At 29.0% G+C, this 22,178-nt stretch carries 21 protein-coding genes and 1 riboswitch; of the genes, 1 reads left to right on the forward strand and 20 read right to left on the reverse strand.

Annotation, left to right across the window (positions count from 1 at the left end; genetic code table 11):
* The 16 genes from VJ881_03720 to VJ881_03795 form a co-directional block, all read right to left on the reverse strand.
* Positions 1-342, reverse strand: a 342-nt coding sequence (locus VJ881_03720; GenBank protein ID HKL75155.1) for a carboxyltransferase domain-containing protein, incomplete at its 3' end; no start/stop codon positions are given.
* Positions 343-371: 29 nt separating this feature from the next.
* The gene (locus VJ881_03725; protein ID HKL75156.1) at positions 372-1,145 is read right to left on the reverse strand and encodes a 5-oxoprolinase subunit PxpA; all 774 of its coding nucleotides are present in this window, start codon (positions 1,143-1,145) and stop codon (positions 372-374) included.
* A 128-nt stretch (positions 1,146-1,273) separates the two neighbouring features.
* The gene (locus VJ881_03730) at positions 1,274-2,968 is read right to left on the reverse strand and encodes a methyl-accepting chemotaxis protein (protein ID HKL75157.1); all 1,695 of its coding nucleotides are present in this window, start codon (positions 2,966-2,968) and stop codon (positions 1,274-1,276) included.
* 19 nt (positions 2,969-2,987) lie between these two features.
* Complete coding sequence (locus VJ881_03735) at positions 2,988-3,437, reverse strand: ATP-binding protein (GenBank protein HKL75158.1); 450 nt, start codon at positions 3,435-3,437, stop codon at positions 2,988-2,990.
* Positions 3,438-3,469: 32 nt separating this feature from the next.
* Positions 3,470-3,820 (reverse strand): STAS domain-containing protein, encoded by a 351-nt coding sequence (locus tag VJ881_03740; GenBank protein ID HKL75159.1) that lies wholly within the window; start codon positions 3,818-3,820, stop codon positions 3,470-3,472.
* Positions 3,821-3,823: 3 nt separating this feature from the next.
* Entirely contained in the window at positions 3,824-5,092 is a 1,269-nt protein-coding gene (locus tag VJ881_03745) for a PP2C family protein-serine/threonine phosphatase (protein ID HKL75160.1), read from the reverse strand.
* A 51-nt stretch (positions 5,093-5,143) separates the two neighbouring features.
* A complete protein-coding gene (locus tag VJ881_03750) occupies positions 5,144-5,674 on the reverse strand; it encodes a DICT sensory domain-containing protein (GenBank protein HKL75161.1) in 531 nt (176 codons plus the stop codon).
* A gap of 34 nt (positions 5,675-5,708) precedes the next feature.
* On the reverse strand, positions 5,709-6,962 hold the full coding sequence (locus VJ881_03755; GenBank protein HKL75162.1) for a SpoIIE family protein phosphatase: 1,254 nt from the start codon (positions 6,960-6,962) through the stop codon (positions 5,709-5,711).
* A gap of 53 nt (positions 6,963-7,015) precedes the next feature.
* Complete coding sequence (locus VJ881_03760; GenBank protein ID HKL75163.1) at positions 7,016-7,330, reverse strand: STAS domain-containing protein; 315 nt, start codon at positions 7,328-7,330, stop codon at positions 7,016-7,018.
* Between the two features lie 38 nt (positions 7,331-7,368).
* Entirely contained in the window at positions 7,369-8,610 is a 1,242-nt protein-coding gene (locus VJ881_03765; GenBank protein HKL75164.1) for an HD domain-containing phosphohydrolase, read from the reverse strand.
* Positions 8,611-8,631: 21 nt separating this feature from the next.
* The gene (locus tag VJ881_03770; protein HKL75165.1) at positions 8,632-8,841 is read right to left on the reverse strand and encodes a ferritin family protein; all 210 of its coding nucleotides are present in this window, start codon (positions 8,839-8,841) and stop codon (positions 8,632-8,634) included.
* A 160-nt stretch (positions 8,842-9,001) separates the two neighbouring features.
* Positions 9,002-9,982, reverse strand: a complete 981-nt coding sequence (locus tag VJ881_03775; protein HKL75166.1) for an ABC transporter ATP-binding protein — start codon at positions 9,980-9,982, stop codon at positions 9,002-9,004.
* Entirely contained in the window at positions 9,975-10,952 is a 978-nt protein-coding gene (locus tag VJ881_03780; protein ID HKL75167.1) for an ABC transporter ATP-binding protein, read from the reverse strand. Before VJ881_03780 ends, VJ881_03775 begins: the two co-directional genes overlap by 8 nt.
* 16 nt (positions 10,953-10,968) lie before the next feature.
* Positions 10,969-11,811 (reverse strand): ABC transporter permease, encoded by an 843-nt coding sequence (locus tag VJ881_03785; protein ID HKL75168.1) that lies wholly within the window; start codon positions 11,809-11,811, stop codon positions 10,969-10,971.
* A gap of 34 nt (positions 11,812-11,845) precedes the next feature.
* On the reverse strand, positions 11,846-12,787 hold the full coding sequence (locus VJ881_03790) for an ABC transporter permease (GenBank protein HKL75169.1): 942 nt from the start codon (positions 12,785-12,787) through the stop codon (positions 11,846-11,848).
* Between the two features lie 107 nt (positions 12,788-12,894).
* Positions 12,895-14,439 carry an ABC transporter substrate-binding protein gene (locus VJ881_03795; protein ID HKL75170.1) on the reverse strand — a complete coding sequence of 515 codons (1,545 nt, stop codon included), beginning with the start codon at positions 14,437-14,439 and terminating at the stop codon, positions 12,895-12,897.
* A 369-nt stretch (positions 14,440-14,808) separates the two neighbouring features.
* Between VJ881_03795 and VJ881_03800 the strand changes: the two genes are divergently transcribed.
* Positions 14,809-15,312 carry a tryptophan transporter gene (locus VJ881_03800; GenBank protein ID HKL75171.1) on the forward strand — a complete coding sequence of 168 codons (504 nt, stop codon included), beginning with the start codon at positions 14,809-14,811 and terminating at the stop codon, positions 15,310-15,312.
* 95 nt (positions 15,313-15,407) lie between these two features.
* Here the strand turns inward: VJ881_03800 and VJ881_03805 are convergent, their stop codons facing one another.
* From VJ881_03805 to pruA, 4 genes are all read right to left on the reverse strand, one after another.
* A complete protein-coding gene (locus tag VJ881_03805) occupies positions 15,408-16,619 on the reverse strand; it encodes a helix-turn-helix domain-containing protein (GenBank protein HKL75172.1) in 1,212 nt (403 codons plus the stop codon).
* A gap of 157 nt (positions 16,620-16,776) precedes the next feature.
* The gene (locus VJ881_03810) at positions 16,777-18,975 is read right to left on the reverse strand and encodes a methyl-accepting chemotaxis protein (GenBank protein HKL75173.1); all 2,199 of its coding nucleotides are present in this window, start codon (positions 18,973-18,975) and stop codon (positions 16,777-16,779) included.
* A 124-nt stretch (positions 18,976-19,099) separates the two neighbouring features.
* On the reverse strand, positions 19,100-20,122 hold the full coding sequence (locus VJ881_03815; protein HKL75174.1) for a winged helix-turn-helix domain-containing protein: 1,023 nt from the start codon (positions 20,120-20,122) through the stop codon (positions 19,100-19,102).
* 182 nt (positions 20,123-20,304) lie between these two features.
* A complete protein-coding gene (pruA, locus tag VJ881_03820; GenBank protein HKL75175.1) occupies positions 20,305-21,939 on the reverse strand; it encodes an L-glutamate gamma-semialdehyde dehydrogenase in 1,635 nt (544 codons plus the stop codon).
* Between the two features lie 92 nt (positions 21,940-22,031).
* A riboswitch (molybdenum cofactor riboswitch) is annotated at positions 22,032-22,152 on the reverse strand.
* Positions 22,153-22,178: the final 26 nt, after the last annotated feature.

Raw genomic sequence — 22,178 nt, forward strand, 5'->3', positions numbered from 1 at the left:
ACTTAAATTATTATACTCAGCAACATAATCAAGATCAGGGCCATATTCTCCACCATAGACAGTAGGAATTTCAATTACATCTGGCTTTTCAATATTGAATTTTTCTAAATTATTTTTTAAAGTATTTAATTTCTCAACTAATTTGCTTTTTGTTATTTCTATAGGTTTATATAGCAATAATATAGAACAATAGGCTGGGATAAGTTCTTCAACTCCACAAATTTCTTTATTTTTTATAGCTAAATACATTTTTCGTACTTCATTATTAATTTCTGGAGCTATTTTATTTTCAAATTCAATTAATAAAGCACTATCTCCCGCCACCTTATATTTTATTTGCATCAAACCACTCCAAATTATTAATTTTCAAATTATACAATATTTTTCATAGCAGTTATTTCAATTTTATTTTTTTCTAATTCTTTAACTAACTCTTTTACCAATTTAATAGCTGAAGGATTATCGCCATGGACACAAACAGTATCTGCTTTTAGACGCAAAATTTCTCCATTAATTGTTTTAACTTCACCATTTTTTATCATATTTAAAACCCTTTTCTTTACTTTAGTTGGATCTTCAATAACTGCTCCTTTAATTTTCCTGGAAACAAGAGTTCCATCTAAATTATAAGCTCTATCAGCAAATACTTCACTGGCAACTCTCAAATCTAAATTATTAGCAGCTTTATACATAGCTGAACCACCTAAAGCAACAAAGATTAAATTTTCATCCACCTCTTTAATAGCTTCAGCTATAGCTAAGGCTAAATCATAATCTGTAGAAGCCATATTATTCAAAGATCCATGGGGTTTTACATGTTGTAATTTTAAATTATGGGCTTTAGCAAAAGCTTGTAGAGCACCAATTTGATAGATCATAATTTTTTTAACTTCTTTAGGCTCTATTTCTATTTTTCTTCTGCCAAATCCAACTAAATCTCTAAAACTAGGATGAGCACCAACCATAACTTCCTGTTCTACAGCCATTTTCACTGTTTCATCCATTACTGATGGGTCTCCGGCATGAAAACCACAGGCAATATTAGCTGAAGAAATATATTTAATAATTTCTTCATCCATTCCTAAATTATAAACTCCAAAACTTTCCCCCATATCACAATTAATATCAACTTTAAATTTATTCATCTTTTTTCTCCTCCTGTTCTTATATTATCATATTTTAAATTTAATCCAAAATAGAAAAATTTATCCATAAATCAAAGCCAGGAAAATCCTGGCTTTGTTAGAATTTTATTTGTTTTTTTAGTTAGTTTTTAATTATCTTTTACCTCAAATTGAGCAATTAAAGAGTTAAGATTTTTAGCTAATTCTTCTAATTCATCAGCTGAAGCTGAAAGTTCTTCTACAGTAGCACTCTGTTCTTCTGCTAAAGCAGATACTTCTTCAGAACTGGCTGAGTTGTTTTCAACTGCTTCACTAACAGAACTTACAGAGCTATTAAGTGAATCAATAATATTATCAAGACTTACAGCAAATTCTTTCATTTCTTCTATCTGTTTTTGCGTCTTATTAGAAGCTTCAACCATCTTATTGAGAGAATCACCAGCATCATTAATTATACTGATCTGTTTTTCAACTTCTTCTATATTTGTGTCCATCGAGTTTACAGTTGCGGTAGTCTCTGACTGAATATCTTCTATTAAACTATTTATCTTATTTGTAACTTCTGAAGATTCTTCAGCAAGTTCTCTGACCTCTTCTGCTACCACACTGAATCCTCGGCCTTCTTCTCCAGCTCTAGCAGCCTCTATTGCAGCATTTAAGGCAAGTAAATTAGTTTGAGAAGATATTCCTTCTATCATTTCTACCATATCTCCAATTTCTTCTGACCTCTTACCCAACTTTTCTATTGCTTCAGTTGCAAAATTAACTGTCTCACTTACTACATCAAGCTGATTAATTGCCTTTTGTAGAGCCTTATTTCCTTTTTCAGCTGATTTTGAAGACTGATCTGCCATTTCTAAACTCTTATTAACATTTTCTTTTAGACTTTTACCTTCTTCCTTAAGATTATCAGCAACTTCCTTAACACTTTGTATATCATGATTTATATCTTCACTACCTTCTGCCACTTCAGTAATACTGTGGGCAATCTCTTCAGAACTTCTACCTGTTTCTTCAGAAACTGTATTAAGATCTTCAGCAGCTGTTAAAACAGCATCTGAATTATCATCTATATTACTTACTAGTTCTCTAAGTGTCCGTATCATTTCATTAAAATTATCAACTAATACTCCAATTTCATCAGTTTTACCTTTTTTGTCAACTTCTTTTTTAAGATTACCATTTGCTACTTCTTTTGACCTCTCCACAAGTCTATTTACAGGATTAACTGTTGATTTGGTTAAGAAATAAGCAATAATTCCTGACAGAATTAAAGTAATCCCAGTTGCCAAAAAGAAAATCATATTTGAAAATTGTTCTATTTGTGCTTCTTCCTCTTTTAACTTTTCTATCTCATTTTGGGTCAGGTCTGACATTTCTGCTAAATTTTCTCTAACCATATTTAAATTAGGCATAACATCTTCTCTAAACATCCTGATTGCCTCTTCTTCATTTCCTGATTCATATAAACTAACAACTTCCTGCCCTAAGCTATGTAATTTTTTGTGAGGCTCTTCCATAGCATTAAAAGGTTCTTTTAGATAATCCTCAGGATTCATATCATAATACCACTGTCCAAGATTGCATTCTGTATGATTACCTAATTCAGGCGGCTCTCCCCCTACAAGCATATCATAAATGCTCATTGCCCAGAGATGGTGGTCAATTTCCAATGAAGACAAATGTAATTGATATTCTTCCATTTCGATAATTTCTTTTTCCATTTCTAAAACTTTATGTGAATAATGATATTCTATGTAACTCGCTATTCCAAATAATAAAATAATTATTAAAAAACTTAAAGCAAATTTAGCAAATATAGAGCTTTTTATTTTTTTTATCACTATTTTTCCCTCCTGCTGATTATTTTTCTACTATCTTATCTCTACTATAGAAATATACTGTAATTTTGTTACCACTATTATTAAATTCTAATCTATCAACAACCTCATTAATCATCTTTAAACCTCTTCCTTTTTCTGCAAAAGATAATTCTGATTCTAAATTACAATTCTCCCAATCAAAACCTTTACCAGGGTCTTTTACACTTAATATTATTTTATCATTTTTAATTTTTACATTAACTCTGATTTTAAAATTGCTTTTAGAGGAATTAATCTTTGGAGCACTACTACAACCATGTTCAATTGCATTTGCCAGCATTTCTCGAGAGGCTAATTCAATACGAAAATTCAAATTTTCAATATGGGTATTATAAGATTCTAAAATATTAAATAGTTTTTCTAAAAATTTTTTGATGATTTTAGGCTTACATCCAAATTCTAATTTACTCTCTTCTAATAAATTACCCATTAAAAGCACCTCATTACTACTTAATTTGTAGATTATTTTAGATTATTATATGCTTCATCTACACTATCAAAAATATTTATTATTTGAGATATTTTAGTTATATTAAAACTTTTCTTTATTTTTTCATTAGCATTAGCTATCACTAATCCACCTTCTCTTTCCCGTAAAAATTTAAATAATGATAAAATAAAACCAATACCAGAACTATCAATAAAAGAAACATCTTCAAAATCCATTATTAAATTTTGATACTCAGTTTCGCGTATTTTTTCTTTAGCTGTCTCCTTAAGTTCATTAGAATTTTCAAAAACAATTTCTCCATTGAATTTCATTATTGGAACTTCTCTTTCATCAACAATAAATTTAAAGTTTTTCTCTTCCATTATTTACACCTCACTTTTATTTTTAAATAAAAGGAAATAAACTTTATTTCCTAATTTATTTTTGCTTATATAAATCTTAGCTTCTTCAAAAAAATTCTTAGTTATATCTTTATTTGCTATTTCTTCCATAAATACAATTTCATTTTGAAACTCATATTTTTTAATAAATTCATCCCATTTAACTTTTCTACTTTTATCTTCTATAGCTAGCATAATTTTAGAAGAATCGTCTATAAATTTAAAATTTATATTATTTTTACTAGATATCTTTTCATTGCTTTTTATAAAAGTAGTTAAATTTTCTTTTATATCATTTATAAAATCCAGTTCGAAATTTTGCTTAAAAATATTTCCTTCTTCTACATCACCATCAAAATAGTCCATAATTAAATAGGTAATATCATCTCTATTATCTTTATCTCCCATAAAATCATAAAAATCTTTTTGGATTATATCATTCAAATAAGGGGCAGGTAAAAATGAATACTTTTTTAATAATTTATCAATTTTTTTATGATAAATTATATTCTCATTTTCACTTTCAAAAAGACCATCAGTTGAAAAAAACAAACTGGTATTTTTTTCAAGTTCTAATTTTTCCTCCTTATTAAAATTTTTCATAGAACCAATAGCAGTAGAGATCGGCAAACCTCCAATACTGTAATCATTTATATTGTTATGAGAATCTAATTCGAAAAAAGGAAATTGAAAGCCACGGGCACTATATTCTAATTGACTTTTATCTAAATCAATAACTCCTATGAACATGCAGAGAAGGTAATCATCTGGAAATTGCTCATTTTGATATTTTTGATCAATATATGTCATTAAATCTTTAGTTGAAACCATTTCTCCTGGATTATGGCGTAATTTAAAATAATTTTCAATACTGTCATTTATAAATATCGATAATAATGTACTATCAATTCCATGCCCAGACACATCGAAAAAATAAAATAAATACTGATTAAAAAGAGGATCCATAGCCTCATGATCTATTTTAAATAAATTATAATAATCTCCACCAATATATTCAGCCGGCTTATAATAATCACTTATAAAAAAGTTTTGGGGTTCATTTAAACCATCAGGTAACATTTTTCTATGGACATCCTGAGCTTTTTTTAATTTGCCTTCAATATCTTTTTTTAAATCTTCAATATTTTCTTCTTTTTCTATTATAGTATTTTTCAATTTTTCATTTTCTCTTTTTAATAAATAATATCCAAAAATAATAACAGAAACAAATATTAATAATATATTATAGTACATATATCCACCTCAATAGTTTATTTGACTAAAGGAACTTTAGTCTATTATAAACTATAATATGGTTTTTATCAATTTTATTCCCTTTTTTACCAGTAAAGGGTTATTGGTTTTAAATCCAATAAAATTACGTTTTTTCTCATCCTCATATTTTCCAAATCCATCTAAATCATAGGCTACTAACATGGATTTGCGTTTAGGATGATCAACTATCAAAAACCACTCTTTTATCAAATCATGTTTAGGTGGTAAATATACAAATTTAATATCTGAATGAGGTTTTAACAATTTATCCTTTTCTCCAAACATATATACCTTTTTGATTTTATCAGCTATGAGGTGATATCTATCATGAACCGCTTCTGCCCTGGAGAGTTTTTGAAAACCAACATAAGCAACTGCCTCAGATTCTTCTATAAGCAAAACCTCTTCCAATATTTTAGAAATCATTTCTAGAGTTGGAATAGAAGTTTCAAATTTAACAGGAAATTTTTCAGGAGTTTTATAAAAATAATCTTCTTTTACTTCTTTAACATCCCCATTAATCTCTGGAAAAAACTTTTTATATAATGAAATATTTTGCAACTAAATTCCTCCTAATTTTCTACGTTCAACTCCTTTACATCTTTTTCATTAAATATGCTTTATTTCCAATCTTATTATAAAAAAACTCATCACAACCAGCAAAAGTCATTATTATACCTCTTCCACGATCACTATTTTTAGCTAAATTAAAGTTTTTATCTATTTCTTTTTTCCAATTAAAACCCTTCCCTTCATCTTCTACTACTGCAAAAACAAATTTTTCATTTACTAATAATTCTATTCTTATTTTTTTATTTTTATTTGCTTTATTACCATGTTCCATAGCATTAATTATTAATTCATGCAAACCCATTATAAATATATCTTTTTTATCATTATGTCCCAATAAATCAAAAATCTCTTTATGAAATTTTCTTACTGCTTTTTTATTACTATCAATTTCAAAATAATATTTTTTTGTATTTTTTTTGTTTTTTTGAAAAATTAAATAAGTAATATCATCTCTAATAGGATTGCTTTCCCTTGTAAACTCAATAAATTTATTTTTTATATTTTGAGAAATAACTGCTGGTGGTAAATCAACTTTATTTAGAAAAACCTCTTGATACATATCGACAAAATATTCTCCATCAACTCTTTCTTCTGTAATACCATCAGTATTAAAAATCAAAGTATCTCCTTCTTCTAAATATAAATTATCAGTTTTAAAATCTAAAACATCAATAGAAAAAGCAGATGATATAGGCAATCCTTTATTTATCAATTTATCTAATTTTTTAGTATTTCTATTTTCCCTATACAATAATATAGGTTCCTGTATACCTAAATTTAGATATTCTAATTGATCAGTATCAGTATTCAAAACCATAATAATCGTACAAATAAAATAATCATCTGGATAATTTTCTTTTAAATATTGTTCTGCCAAAAATCGTCCAATATTAGCCGGATTAATTTTTTCAATATTTACCGCTTCTACATAACTATTGATAGTACTTTTGATAAAACTACTCATAACTGCTGCTTCCAGTCCATGGCCTGTTACATCAGATAAGTATAATATAACTTTATTGCCTTTTTTAATAATATCATAAAAATCTCCACCTAAATTTTCTGCAGGAAGATAATAGCTTTCAAAAGAATAATTCTTTAACTTTGGATTATTATAGTTTAAGGTGCGTTTATGTATTTCATCTGCTTTTTTAATTTGTTTTTCCAATTCATAATATAAATATTCTAACTCCATTTGTTTCATTTCTAATTTAACTGTATAATTTTCTATGAGTGATGCAATGTATTTATTAGCTTCTAAATTTTCTCTCTTCATATAAATACCCATCCCTTTTTCACTACTTAAATTTTTAATTATCGCTTATTTTTTTATTTTTCATCTATTTTTATAACTTTATTTAATTTAATCATATCAAACATATTCTTTATATAGTCACTTTGAATATTTTTTATAGATAACTCTCCATCTTTCTCTTTTAATCTTTTATGAAATAATAATAGTTTTCCCAAACCTGAACTATCGATACTATTAACTTCTCCAAAATCAATCTCTATCTGATTATACCCTTCTTCTTTTATAGAGATTAATTCTTCTTTTAATTCATTAGAATTAGCAAAATCAATATTTTCTTGAGGACTAACAATTACTTTATTTTCATTTAATATATTTTTATTTATTTCCATACCTTTCCCTCCAAATTTTTTATGATCTTAATTTAAAATTATATACTTTGTTTTAAAGTTAAAAAAATATTTTCATCAATTTTATTATTTTCAACCATCTCTTCCATTATTTCCAGCGCCTTAGATATAGTAAAAGCTGATCTGTAAGGACGATCTTCAGTAAGAGCCTGAAATACATCACTTACTGCCATTATTCTACTCCCTATATTAATATCTTCTGATGAAAAACGAAAAGGATAGCCACTGCCATCCAATCTTTCATGATGAAAAGCTGCCCATTCAGGCATACTTCCCAATCCTCTTATTTTCTTTAATAATCTATATGTATAATAGGAATGTTGTTTTATAATTTTATATTCCTTATCAGTCAATTCCGCTTCTTTCTCTATTATTTCAGCTGGAATAATCAATTTACCTAAATCATGAAATAAACCAGCAATTCTAATTACACGTTGTTCTAATTCTTCATACCCTAACTCATGAGTCAACATAGCAGCAATAGTTGAAACTCCTGTACTATGGCGAGAAGTAAAAGGACTTATTCGATCTATTAAATGTGCTAAAATAGTTGCTAAAGATTCCAGATTTTTTAAATTTATTTTGATTTGAGTTTCTTTTCCCCATTCTTCTAAAATATTATTATATTCTTTGGTTTCTAAATTTAACCAAAAAGATTCTTTTTTAGCCAATTTTAAAAATGCTTTTACTAAATCAGGATCAAACCATTCTCCGGATTTTTCTTTTATTTTATTAAGAATTCTGTCTACCTGAAATAATATATATTTTTCTTCACTAATTAGAGATTCAATTCTATCAGCAAGAAAAATTATACGACTTGCTAAAGGAATTTTCTTTTCTTTTACATTATCAAAATTATCTCCATTCCATTTATGGTGACTGTATAAAATAATATTATCAATATTAGGTAAAAAATTTATTTTTTTGAGTAAATTTGCTCCATTCCTACTTTGTCTTTCTATAAATTTTTCATTTAATTGAAAATTATTTTTGATAATCCTCTTTTCTTCAACACTCATTATCCCAATATTATTAATTAAAGAAGTTAAAACTAATTTATTTATTTCTTTTTTGTTAAATTCTAGATAATTTGCTAATTCCAAAGATATATAGGCAACTCTACTTGAATGATCCAAGATCTCAATTTTTCCCATATCAAGTGCTCTAGAAATACTAATAAACAAATCACTAATTCTCATTTCATTTTCAGGTAATTGACCAAAATTTTGAGTTACAATAGAACTAAATTGAGTATTTACCACAACATCCACTCCTAAAATATATTATCCATTATCTGTATTTTCCATTTGTGATTTAAGTGCTTCATATCTTGAACGAAGTAATTTTTCATGTCCTTTTTCATCCTGTATTAATTGATCAAAAAGAGCTTTAGCTTTATCATTTTCAGCCTGCTCTTTCAAAGTTTTATACTTATTTTGGGCCTGGATTTCATCTTCAATAGCTTCTAGAATACCTTCTAGTACTTCTTTCATAGTTTATCACTCCTATTGTAGAAAATAATTAGTATTAGTTATCAGTTTTATTAACTTATATAAATTCTTCTATATTTATTTTAAAATTCCTTTTTATTTTTTGCAAAAAATAAAAAATCAACTGTATCATTTTTAAATACAGTTGATTTATGAAGATTATTTAATTTTCAAAACCGGGATTTAAATGACAGGCTACATAATGATCCTGTTTTATTTCTTTGAATTGTGGTATTTTTTCTGAACATATCTTTTCTGCATACGGACAACGTGTATGAAATCTACATCCTGAAGGAGGATTAACTGGACTAGCAACTTCTCCTTTTAAAGGGATTTCATTATGTTCTACATCAGGGTCAGGTAAAGGAATTGCTGAAAGAAGAGCTCTAGTATAAGGATGTATAGGATTATAATATACTTCATCACTTTCAGCCAATTCTACTAATTGTCCCAAATACATAACTCCTATACGGTCACTAATATATTGAACCACACTCAGATCATGAGCAATAAAAAAGTAAGTTAAATCAAATTCTTTTTGCAAATTATTCATGAGATTTAATATCTGAGCCTGTATTGAAACATCTAGAGAGGCTACAGGTTCATCTGCTACTATAAATTCAGGATTTAAAGCAAGTGCTCTAGCAATACCAATCCTCTGTCTCTGTCCCCCAGAAAATTCATGAGGATAACGATCTTTATAACTTTCTGGAATACTTACCTGTTCTAATAGTTCATTGATTCTTTCTTTTCTCTCTTTTTTAGGATAATTATGAGTCCGAAGAGGCTCTTCAATTATTTTTTCAACTTTCATTCTAGGATCCAAAGAAGCGTATGGATCCTGAAAAATCATTTGAAATCTCTGTCTCATATCTTTTAATTCTTTTCCCTCTATATTTACTAAATTTTTATCTTTGTAAAATATATCCCCCTTAGTAGGCTCCAAAAGCCGCATAAGTAGTCTTCCTGTTGTTGATTTACCACAACCTGATTCTCCTACAATTCCAAGGGTTTCACCTGAAAATATTGTAAAATTAAGTCCATCTACCGCTTTTACAACTTCTTTTGAACGAGAAAAGAAACCTCCTCCAAGTTCAAAATATTTTTTGAGATTCTCAACTCTAATTAATTCATTTTTATTCATTCTTATCACCTTCTAACCAACATGCAGAATAATGGTTTTTACCAACTTCAAACATTGGTGGAGCTTCTTTATGACATTTTTCCATAGCTTTTGGACATCTATGCGAAAATCTACATCCTGAAGGAAGATTATGAAGATCAGGTGGCTGTCCTTCTATAGGAGTTAATTCTTTCTTTTTTCCAGGAACTGGTAAAGAAGCTAATAAACCTTTAGTATAGGGATGAGATGTTTTATTAAACAAATCACTTACAGATGCTTTTTCCATTAACTTACCGGCATACATGACTGCTACTGAATCACTTATTTCTGCTACTACCCCTAAATTATGAGTTATAAGTATTATACCCGAATCCATATCTTCTCTTAATTTAAGAAGTAATTTTAAAATTTGAGATTGGATAGTAACATCAAGAGCAGTTGTAGGTTCATCTGCAATTAAAAGATCAGGGCTACAAACAAGTGACATTCCAATTACTCCTCTTTGTCTCATTCCTCCACTAAACTGATGTGGATATTGTTTAGCTCTTGCCTCAGCAGAAGGTATTCCCACTTTTTTTAACATATCTATCGCTCTTTTGAAAGCAGATTTTTTATTTTCTTTTTCATGAATAATTGGAACTTCTGCAATTTGGTCTCCAACTGTATAAACAGGATTAAGAGAAGTCATCGGATCCTGAAATATTATTGAAATTTCATCTCCTCTAATATTTCTCATCTCTTCTTTTGATTTTTCTAAAAGATTTTCTCCTTTAAAATATACTTCCCCATCAACTATTTCACTTTTTTCATGACCAATTAATCCCATAATTGTTCTTGAAGTAACACTTTTACCACAACCTGATTCTCCAACTATAGATAAAATTTCATTTCTATCTACTTTGAAATCTATTCCATCTACTGCTTTTACTGTACCTTCTCTTGTTTTAAAATGTGTTTTTAAATTTTTAACTTCAAGTAATTTATTATTCATTATTCTTCCCTCCTTCCTATTCTTCAAGCTCATTTTTCAATTTTGGATCAAGAGCATCACGCAAACCATCTCCTAAAACATTGAAACTCAAAATAGCAAGCGTTGCAGCTAAACCCGGAAATATAGCTACCCACCAGGCAGATTCCATCCAATTAGTTCCCATATTAAGCATAATGCCCCAGGAGGGAACATCAGGTTCAACACCTAAACCCAAAAAACTTAATGCTGCTTCAGCTCTAATAGCAAAACCAAAAGATAAAGTAGTTTGCACAATTATTGGAGCCAAAATATTAGGAAGAATATGTCTCCACATAATTACTATATCTTTAACTCCCATTGAATGAGCTGCTTCTATATATAAAGTATCTTTTATAGATAAAACTGCACCTCTGGCAATTCTAGCAAAAATTGGAGTATATACTATCCCAATTGCAATCATCACATTATTTAAACTTGATCCTAATAAGGCCATTATAACAAGGGCTAATAAAATATGAGGAAAAGAAAACATTATATCCATTAGCCGGGATAAAACACCATCAACCCATCCACCATAATAACCAGCTACAGTTCCCATTATAACACCTATAACCAGAGCAATACTTACAGATATTAATCCTACTCGAAATGAAATACGGGTACCATATATTATTCTGCTCAATATATCTCTTCCAAACTGATCAGTTCCAAACCAATGTTTTTCACTAGGACCTTCTAAAGTTGATCTAGGATTCATTTTATAGGGGTCATAAGGGGCAATTAAAGGAGCAGCTAAAGCAAAAATTAAAAATATAACTAATAATACAAAACCAGTAAATGCCAGTTTATTTTTATAAAATCTTAAAAATATTTCGCGCAATTTGATCTCCTCCTCTACTTCATAATTACTTTATTTAATATCTGATTCTTGGATCTATTACAGCATAAATAATATCTACAATTAAATTTATAATAACAAACCCACTAGCTACCAAAAGAATGGTTCCCTGCATAAGTGCATAGTCTCTATTTGTTATAGCTTGAAGCGCAAGCTGACCAATTCCAGGTAAAGAAAATATTTTTTCTATTACTACTGAGCCTCCCAGAAGATAACCCATTTGTATTCCAATAACAGTTACAACTGGTATCAGAGCATTTTTTAAAGCATGACCAATAACTAGAGTTTTTTCTGTTACACCTTTTGCCCTTGCCATTTCAATATAGTCTTTTCCTAGAACTTCTAGCATAGAAGAACGAGTCATTCTCATTATTACTGCTCCTACAGCAGCTCCCAATGCAATAGATGGCATAAACATATGATGCAGATTAGCTGATAAAGATTCACTGATAGGAACAAATCCTCCTGAAGGAAATAATTTTAGTTTTAAGGAAAGAATTAATATCATAACTGTCCCTAACCAAAAATTTGGTATTGAAACCCCCAGTAAACCTAAAAAACTGGCCCCATAATCAGCAGCACTATTCCTCTTAATGGCTGCAATAGTGCCTAAGGGAATAGCTATAAATATACAATAAAACAAACTCATTAACATGAGTTGAAAAGTAACTGGCAATCGTTCAATAATAGTTTTGGTAACAGGTTCATTTGTGAAAAATGATCTACCCATATCACCTCTAAAAATATTTCCAATCCATTTTGCATATTGTACTGGCAGGGATTTATCCAGACCATATTTTTCTCTTAATTCTTCTGCCTGTTCTTGATTATAATTAACTCCCAACATAGCAGTTACTGTATCACCCGGAACTAGCCTAATTATAAAAAAGGCTATAATTGAAATCCCAATCAATACTGGTATAGCAACTAAAATTCTTTTCATTATATATTTCCACATTAATATTCCCCCTCCCAAAAAGAAAATAAAAATATTTTTAAAGTTATTTTAGATTCAATAAAACCGACCTTAAAAAAGGCCGGTTTATTGAATTTATAAATTTTATTCTAATCATCAAGCCAGGTATCCTGAAGAGAATTAGTGGTTTTAGTTGGATTTACATCAAATCCTTTTACCTTTTCTAGATAAGCTGCTGCTTGATCATTAACATAGAGAAAAGCCATTGGTGCATCTTCTACAATTAATTTAATAGCATCTTTATAAATCTCTTTTCTTTTTTCTCTGTCAGGAGTTGTTCTCCCTTTTTCAAGAAGTCTATCTACCTCTTTGTTAGAATAGGCCTGTTGATTCCATTGTTCTCCTGAATGAAAAATATTATATAAAAACTCATCAGGATCTACAAATCCTATCCAGCCAATTACTGTCATTTTGAAATCTTGATTTCCTAATTTATTAAAATATACACTTGATTCAAGAGCTCTGATTTCAATATCGATCCCTAATTGTGCTAATTGCTGTTTTATAATCATTGCTGCATTTTTTTGAGCATCATTAGCTGATAAAACAATAAGTTCAGTACTAAATCCATCACTATAACCAGCTTCATCTAATAAAGCTTGAGCTTTATCTAAATTTTGTTCTGGATATATTTCAAGTCCAGGATGTGCCCAGTGGCCAGGAGGAATTGGTCCACCATCAAGTGGTGTAGCATGTCCAAACTTAACCATCTCTGCCAACATACTTCTATCAATTCCCCAGGCAACAGCCTGTCTTACTTTTTTATTAGATAATGGTCCTTCCTTAGTATTTAGACCAAGATATTCCCAGTAAGTTCCTGGCTTTGATTCAACAACAATTCCTTCTTCTGATTTTAGTTTATCAACATTTTTAGCTTCTAATTGTAAAATCATGTCTAATTCTTCATTTCTTAAAGCAGTAGTCCGAGCAGTTGCATCTGGAATAGGTCTCATTTCTACTTGATCTAAATAAGGTTTACCCTTTACAAAATAATCTTCAAATTTTTCTAATAACAGATGTTGATCCTTTTTCCACTCTACTAATTTAAATGGGCCACTTCCTGCATCAGCATTATCAATACTACCATCATTAGCTTCAACTACATTTTTATTAACAATTGCATTCATTGGATAGGCCAAAAAAGTAGTAAAAGGAGCAACTGGTTTGTCCATTATAAATTTAATTGTATATTTATCAGAAATTTCCATTTCCTTTACAGCTTCAAAATGAGATGCTCTAACATTTTGTTCTATTATTCTGTTAACAGAATATTTAACATCTTCTGCAGTTAATTCGTCTCCATTGTGAAATTTTACTCCTTCATGAAGATGAAAAGTATATACTTTCCCATCATCAGAAATCTTATAATCTTTGGCCAAATCACCTTCTAATTCACCATAAGAACCTTTTTTATAGCGCAAAATAGTATTATACATATTTTCAATATAACGCATAGAGCCAGCAGCTGATGCCTTATGAGGATCAAGTGTCTTAGCATCACTAAAAGAACCGTCAGTCATTACTAACTTACCACCATACTCTGGTTCCTGGGCTTCTAATTTAGAATAAAAACTACCTCCAACTAAAAGAGTCAAAATTAAAACTAAAGACAATAATCTGAATTTTTTATTCATGCTTTTATTCTCCCTTCTTTTTTTAATTTAAAAATTTAATTAAATTTTTAATGATTTAATATTTCACTAAATCATTTAACTAAATAAATATGCATAAATCATTCCGCCCTCACTTTACTATCAAGAGAGTAAAGTAATATTTATAAATGGGATTGATTTATTATTCATTTTTTTATATCCCATTTATAAACTAATGAACAAAACTGAAAATAAAATATAAAAAATACATTTGACAATTGAGTATATATACATTATAATACATAACAATAGAATTTACCACAGTAAATTGTTGAAGTTGGCTTTTTGGACTTAGGATCAATTTAGATGAGTTGAGAATTTAGCTTAGATTAGCTGAGAGGAGAGGTTAAATTGAAATTAAAAGATTTTGTCGAGGTAAGTTTGTTGTTGGCGGTAGGGTTTATTTTACATAGTTTCTTTCCACCTATTTTATTTGGAATGAAACCTGATTTTGCTCTATCAATGCTTTTTGTTATTATTCTTATTAAGAAGGATTTTAAAATTGCTATTCTTGCTGGTATTGCAACTGGAATTTTTACAGCTTTAACTACTGGTTTTCCAGGAGGACAAATCGCAAATATTATTGATAAAATAGTAACTACAATAATAGTCTCCACCATAGTTATAAATCTTCCAATTAAAAACCTTATTTATGTGGGAATTGTAAATGGATTGGGTACTATTTTAAGTGGAGTAGTGTTTTTAGGTAGTGCCGGACTTCTTTTTGGATTGCCTGGCCCTTTTATGGCCCTGATAATGACTGTTGTAATTCCGGCAGCTGCAATTAATACTTTTATAGGTATTATTTTGTATACTTCTGTATTGAAAAGTAAAAAAATTGTTAGTACAACTTAAAATTAGACAAAAAATTTCGGTCAGGTACCCCCTTATCCAATGTCCCTGACCAATTAACCCCAGCCCGGTATTTTAAAATACCGGGTATTTATATTTTAAAATTTAGGCTGACTTTCTTTTTTTATTCTAAACTCACTAGGAGTAAGGTCTTCATATTCCTTAAATACTCGTGTAAAATAATTTGGATCATTATATCCCACTTCAAAAGATATTTCTGCTATATTCATTTTTGAATTTACTAAAAATTCCTTAGCTTTTTTTATTCTAAATTTATTAAGATAGGTTACAAAAGAAACTCCTACTTCTTCTTTAAATAAATGACTAAAATAATAGAGACTTAAACCAACTTTTTTTGATACCTTTTTTAAAGATAGCTCTTTGTTATAATTATTTTCTATATAATCAAGTGCCTGGTTAACAGAATATTTGCTGCTTGAATCTCCTTTGCTTTTCCGTAAAATTGTAAATAATTTATCACCGATTTTTTGAATATATTTCCTCATTGTTCTTTCAGTTTCTGCCTGTAAAATTTCTCTCATAAAAGAAGATAGCTCATAAAAAGACTCTCCTTCATCTTCTGTAACTTCATTTATTTCTTCAATAATTCTATATATAAAATCAAGAATCTTTATCTTTACTGTATCAGGTTCCAATTTTTCCTCCATAATGCTATTTACAATTTCTAAAAAATAATAATCTATATTTTCTAAATTTGCAGATTCTATTTTATCAATTAGCTTAGTTTCCATTTCAGAAATAAAAATCGGTACATCATTTGTGAATTTGACCATTTCATCTATATGCATAACACTATTTTTTTCTCTAAAATAACAGCTTTTACAAACATTTAATGCTTCTTTATAGGAAAAAATAAGTCCTTTTAAATTATCATAAATCCTACCCAAACCTATAGAATAAGTGTATTCACTTTTTTCTTCCAAATTTTCTTTTAAATATTCTCCAAAAGATACAACTTTTTCTTTAGAGTTTTCTTCCTCAATAAAATCAGCAGAATAAAAAAGTACTAACATATCTTCTTCAATTAAAGCCGATAATATATCCTGAGAATAATTACATGCCAAATTATTTAAATTAGTTAAAATATCCTGTTGTATTTCTTCTTTTCTAAATTCACTAATATCAGCAGTTAAAAGTTCATAATTATTTATTTTTATAACCAGAGCAGCATCTACTGGTAATTTAAATTGTCCAATATCAAGCTCATTTCTAAGACCCTTCATTTTATCTGTATATCCAAACAAAAGATCATAAACTATAGATATTTCCCGGTTTAAATTCTCGGGCATAAGTTTTCCTCCTAATAAGTACTGAATTTTTATCTGAACTAAAGGTTATAACTAATATTATAATATTATATATATCTGCAAATTACAACAAATTAACAAAAAAATGCCTGAGGAAAACCTCAGACATTTTTGTTTTATATTAAATTTTAATGATTAATTACCTGTTTTTTAAAGAAAAATGTTTTACTGCATTTTCTAATTCATCAGCCATACTAGACAATTCCTCTGCAGAAGCTACAATTTCTTCTGTGGAAGCAGATTGTTCTTCACTGGCAGCTGCGACTTCTTCAGCATTACTGGCAGCTTCTTCACTAACTTTAGAAATATCTTCAACCGCTTCCTGAATTGCACTACTATTTTTCTCCATTTCTTTGTTACTTTGAGTTACTTTATCTATAACCTCTCCAAGTTCTGTGACAGTCTTTTCTAACTCATTAAATATTTCAGCAGTATTATCAATTGCTTCTACACTTTCATCTACTTCTTTTTTGCTTTGATTCATTTCGTTAATAGTATTTTGAACATCATCTTGAATCTCTTTTATTAAACTACCTATTTTTTCAGTAGCTTCTGAAGACTCTTCTGCTAATTCTCTTATTTCATCAGCAACTACACTAAATCCTCTACCAGCTTCACCTGCTCTTGCTGCTTCAATAGCTGCATTGAGAGCAAGAAGATTTGTTTGGGCTGATATTCCATTTATTAATTCTACTATTTCACCAATATCAGCTGATTTTTCACCAAGTTCATTTATTGTTTCAGCCACTTTATCTGTACTTTCATTTACCCTGTTAATTTTACTAACAGAGTTATCAAGTTCTTTGTTCCCTTTATCTAAATTATCTAAAACACCATCAGCTTTATTTGACATTTCATCTGACATTTTACCAGTCTCTTTTATTTCTGAAATTAATCCTTTTACATTATCAGAAGTTTCATCTACTTGAGCTGATTGTTCTTCAGCCCCAGAAGCAACATTTTGAATAGCTCCACTCACTTCTTCTGCAGATTTTGCTACTTCCTCTCCAGAAGCTGAAAGTTCTTTACTTGAAGAAGCTATTTCAGTAGAAATATCTGAAACCTTAGAAATCATTTCTCGTAAACTATCACTTAATTTATTAAACCAGGCTCCTAATACCTCTATTTCATTTTTATTTGCCCGTTGATAAACTTCACATTCTTCACAGGAATCATATTCACCATCAAGAATTTTGGGACAATGAATTTCTTTATTAAATTCTGGAGCATAACTTCCAACATCAAACCAACATTGGACATCATCCTTACCATAATCTGGACAATCTTCTACTCCACAATCCATAATTTCTGAGCAATTTACACTTTCAAGATCATATGAAACATTAAGATCTCCGAGAGCTAAATCAGCAAACAAATCTTTAAATTTATCTAATGAATTGAATATTCTATTTACCATAAAATATGTGATTAAAATAATCAAAATTATACCTAAAGCTGAAAAAATAAGTACTCTATTTCTAATATTATTAATTTGAGAAAGGGTTTCACTTCTATCAAAAGTTACTTTAAAATATCCTATAACTTCATTATTATAATTTGTAAATGGTTTTAATAATAAATTTTCTGTTTTTAAGTTTTTAATAATTGTTTCATTATTTTTAAGTTGAGAAATTTCTTCTTCACTAATTTCATAAGTATCTTCATGACCGGTACTGGCAATTTGAGAATCCTGATTATTTTCCCAGGAAACACCCTGACCAGTTTCTAAGGTATATATAAAATATTCTCCGTGAAAATTATTTTTCATTTCATCTAAAAAATCTTCACCTAAATCAGCCCCCATTTCTACAGTACCTATATGTTCTCCTTGATAGGAAATTGGAGCAACAACCCTAAATCCATAACCAGCTCTTCCTTGCTCAACACCACTTATAATTTCTCTGTTTTGATTTGCTTCATTAACCGTATTTCTAAAACCACTTAAATCATCACCATATTTTTCAAGATTATGTAACCTAAGAAATGATGCTGAATCTGGTAAATGAAAATGAAATTGAGCAATACTATCACTTATTTGCCGATATGAATCAGCAAACATTTCAATTAACCTTTCCCGATCCCTATTTGCAAAAGCTTCTTTTACCTCAGGATTATTAATTACAGTCATTAAAGCAGTTTTTGCTTCTGCAACTCTAGTTTCAATTTTCATTTCCAGAGCTTTTTCAATTTCCACTAGTTTATCTCTTTCCTGTTCTTTAATATTAGTACTCATATGTTGGAAAATATAAAAATTAGTTAATGATATTATTATTATAAGACTAAGACTAAGAGCTAACATCAATTTTAAACGCAGAGACATTCTTTTAAAAAATTTCATATCACACCTCCAAATTTTAAATATTATTAATTTTTAGATTATTTGTTTAATGAAATAATTCACTTTTCATTAAACAAATAAGTATACGTATAATTATAGTATATAGTTTATTAAAATACAACTTTTATTCCGATTCTTTTAAAATTAGTTCAAGAGTACCCTCAAAAATTTCTTTTACTTTGTCTTTTCTTAGATTATAATATACTTTATTTTTTTCTCCTTCTTTAAAGGAAATAATACCTAGATCATAAAGACGAGACAAATGATAGGATATAGTGGAGGTGGTAACACCAAAATATTCTGCAAGTTCACGACTATGCCATTTTCTTCTGGCCAAAAGTTTCATAATTTCATACCTTTTATCATCTGCCATTACTTTAAAGAATTCCCTGCTCTTTTTCTTTACTATATCTTCATTTATCCTCTGTTCTAAAGCAAATCCATACATAAGATATAGTTTGCTTTCTATATTAAAACTAAAATTAAAAATTTCAGCATGCCATAAAACCAAAAGATTAATTTCTTTATAATTTTTAATCTCTGAATCTTTAACATATCCTAGCATATTTTTAAAAAACAAATCATTATCCTGCTCATACATTTCTTTATGTTGAGTTATTTTTTCCTTTAATAAGTTTTCAGTTTGAGCTACACTTTCTTTGAAAAATTTTCTGTAAAAAGAATTTAAAGCAATATATAATCTTTCTTTTAATTCCTCTGGACTTTTTATAATTTCTTTAATAAATTCAATTTTATTTTTATCTTCAAAATAATTTTCTATTATATAGTCAATATTATTTCTTTGTCCAGGTTCATAAATATTATGAGACATTTCATTGATATATTCTGCTACAAGACGCTGAGGATCCATTTCTTTCAAAAATCTAAAAAACCCTTCAGGTGTATTTATTTTTTCTCTAATAGATTTTTTAATAAGGGGCCAAAGGATACCATCAGCCTTTTTTACAACTTCAAGATCATTTTCCAAAAATGGTGATATATTTTCATCTATTTCATCCAGCCAGGTTATTATTTCTTCATTTTTATCAAAATTATATTCATCAACTTTATCCTGATTAACATATCTATATACTGCCGAAAGAAACTCAACCGCCATATTAAATGTAAAATTAATTTCCTGCTTCATTAAAAATCCTCCTTAAGTACTACTAATCTAAATCTTAGTACATTATATGAATTATAGAGGACAGTGTCAAGAAATTAAATTATTAATAAATATTCTTCTCTTAAATAAAATATTATTTAATGAAAAAGAGCAGACTGTTAAGTCTGCTCTTAAAAAGTAGTTTACCCTTTTTACCTAGTTTTTTACTTTTCTTCCATAAATGGATATTTATAATTCCGGGGAGGATTAACATTATTAGACATAGCCCTTGGGGAAATCCAGCGCATAAGATTCCACTTGCTACCTGCTTTATCATTTGTACCTGAAGCTCTGGCTCCTCCAAATGGTTGTTGACCCACTATTGCTCCAGTAGGTTTATCATTTATATAGAAATTACCGGCGGCATGAGTTAATACTTCCTGTGCTTTATTTTCAGCTTCAAGGTCATGAGCAAAAATACTTCCTGTCAAAGCAAAAGGAGAGGTGGCATTACACAATTTTAAAGTTTCTTCATATTCATTTTCTGGATAAACATAGACTGTAAGAACCGGGCCAAATATTTCTTCTTTCATTAATTTAAATTTAGGATCAGTTGTTACAACAATTGTTGGATCAATGAAATATCCTTTACTATCATCATAATCTCCTCCAGCAATAATTTCAGCATCTTCAGCTTCCTTAGCATAATCAATATAAGCTGTTATATCAGAAAAAGCACCATCATCAATTACAGCATTTATGAAATTTGTAAAATCAGTAGGTTCACCTATTTCTAATGATTCAGTCTGCTTAACTAATTTATCTTTTACTTCATCCCACATATTATCAGGTATATATGTTCTTGATGCAGCAGAACACTTTTGACCTTGATATTCAAAGGCCCCTCTAACTAAAGCAGTAACTAATTCATCAACATCTGCTGATTTATGAGCAAAAACAAAGTCTTTTCCTCCGGTTTCTCCTACTATTCTTGGATAAGTTTTATATTTATCAATATTTTCTCCAATAGTTTTATACATATTATTTAAAACAGATACAGAACCAGTAAAGTGAATCCCTGCTAAGTCAGAATTATCTATTACTTTTGGACCAACTTTTGATCCAGAACCAGGAATAAAGTTAATAACACCATCTGGCAAACCAGCTTTTCTTAAAATATCCATAAAAATATAATTAGAATAAACTGCAGTAGAAGCTGGTTTCCAGAGAACAGTATTACCGGTAATTGCAGGGGAAGTGGGAAGGTTCCCTCCAATTGAGGTAAAATTAAATGGTGGTACTGCAAAGATAAAACCTTCTAATGGTCTATATTCCATCTTGTTTTTAAGTGAATTAGTTGAAGCGGGTTGTTCTTTATAAATTTCAGTAAGATAATAGCTATTAAATCTAAGAAAATCAATTAATTCACAGGCAGAATCAATTTCAGCCTGAAAAATATTTTTACTCTGACCAAGCATTGTGGATGCATTCATCTTTGCTCTATAAGGACCTGCCATTAATTCAGCAGCTTTTTGAAAAATTGCAACTCTTTTTTCCCAAGAAGTATTTTCCCATTCTTTTTTAGATTCAAGAGCAGCTTTTATTGCCATCTCAATTTCTTTTTCACCAGCCTTATGATAACGGGCCAAAACTTTTTGGTGGTCATGAGGTGCTCTTATCTCACCCATATTACCTGTTTTCACTTCTTTTCCACCAATAATTAATGGGATTTCTAATACTTCATTTTCCAGGTTTTCCAATTCTTCTTTTAACTCTTTTCTTTCTCTACTTCCAGGTTCATAGTTCAGTACTTTTTCATTTTCTGGTCTTTTTAAATCAAAGATTCTGTTATTACTCATTTTTGCCTCCTCGACAACATATATTAGTATTTTTATAGTGCAGATATTGCATTTTATTTTGCAAATAAAAAAACCGATGGCAGGAAATACTGGCATCGGTTAAAATGCCTTCTTTCCACACTGGGAGGAAAGTCAGTTTCCTGACAGACCCTAACGACCTTTCCACCATAGCTTTAAGCCTTAGTTTAAAAAGGTTCGAAGACTTTTATTTTTTTATTATTTTTTTAGTTTTTTAATTA

The sequence above is a fragment of the Halanaerobiales bacterium genome (assembly GCA_035270125.1).
In the GTDB taxonomy this organism is placed as follows: Bacteria; Bacillota; Halanaerobiia; order Halanaerobiales; family DATFIM01; genus DATFIM01.

Bases quoted from the DNA above. Each gene is read 5' to 3' on its own strand.
- VJ881_03725 (HKL75156.1), bottom strand. From the start codon at position 1,145: ATGAATAAATTTAAAGTTGATATTAATTGTGATATGGGGGAAAGTTTT.
- VJ881_03735 (HKL75158.1), bottom strand. From the start codon at position 3,437: ATGGGTAATTTATTAGAAGAGAGTAAATTAGAATTTGGATGTAAGCCT.
- VJ881_03740 (HKL75159.1), bottom strand. From the start codon at position 3,820: ATGGAAGAGAAAAACTTTAAATTTATTGTTGATGAAAGAGAAGTTCCA.
- VJ881_03745 (HKL75160.1), bottom strand. From the start codon at position 5,092: ATGTACTATAATATATTATTAATATTTGTTTCTGTTATTATTTTTGGA.
- VJ881_03755 (HKL75162.1), bottom strand. From the start codon at position 6,962: ATGAAGAGAGAAAATTTAGAAGCTAATAAATACATTGCATCACTCATA.
- VJ881_03760 (HKL75163.1), bottom strand. From the start codon at position 7,330: ATGGAAATAAATAAAAATATATTAAATGAAAATAAAGTAATTGTTAGT.
- VJ881_03770 (HKL75165.1), bottom strand. From the start codon at position 8,841: ATGAAAGAAGTACTAGAAGGTATTCTAGAAGCTATTGAAGATGAAATC.
- VJ881_03775 (HKL75166.1), bottom strand. From the start codon at position 9,982: ATGAATAAAAATGAATTAATTAGAGTTGAGAATCTCAAAAAATATTTT.
- VJ881_03780 (HKL75167.1), bottom strand. From the start codon at position 10,952: ATGAATAATAAATTACTTGAAGTTAAAAATTTAAAAACACATTTTAAA.
- VJ881_03790 (HKL75169.1), bottom strand. From the start codon at position 12,787: ATGTGGAAATATATAATGAAAAGAATTTTAGTTGCTATACCAGTATTG.
- VJ881_03795 (HKL75170.1), bottom strand. From the start codon at position 14,439: ATGAATAAAAAATTCAGATTATTGTCTTTAGTTTTAATTTTGACTCTT.
- VJ881_03805 (HKL75172.1), bottom strand. From the start codon at position 16,619: ATGCCCGAGAATTTAAACCGGGAAATATCTATAGTTTATGATCTTTTG.
- VJ881_03810 (HKL75173.1), bottom strand. From the start codon at position 18,975: ATGAAATTTTTTAAAAGAATGTCTCTGCGTTTAAAATTGATGTTAGCT.
- VJ881_03815 (HKL75174.1), bottom strand. From the start codon at position 20,122: ATGAAGCAGGAAATTAATTTTACATTTAATATGGCGGTTGAGTTTCTT.
- pruA (HKL75175.1), bottom strand. From the start codon at position 21,939: ATGAGTAATAACAGAATCTTTGATTTAAAAAGACCAGAAAATGAAAAA.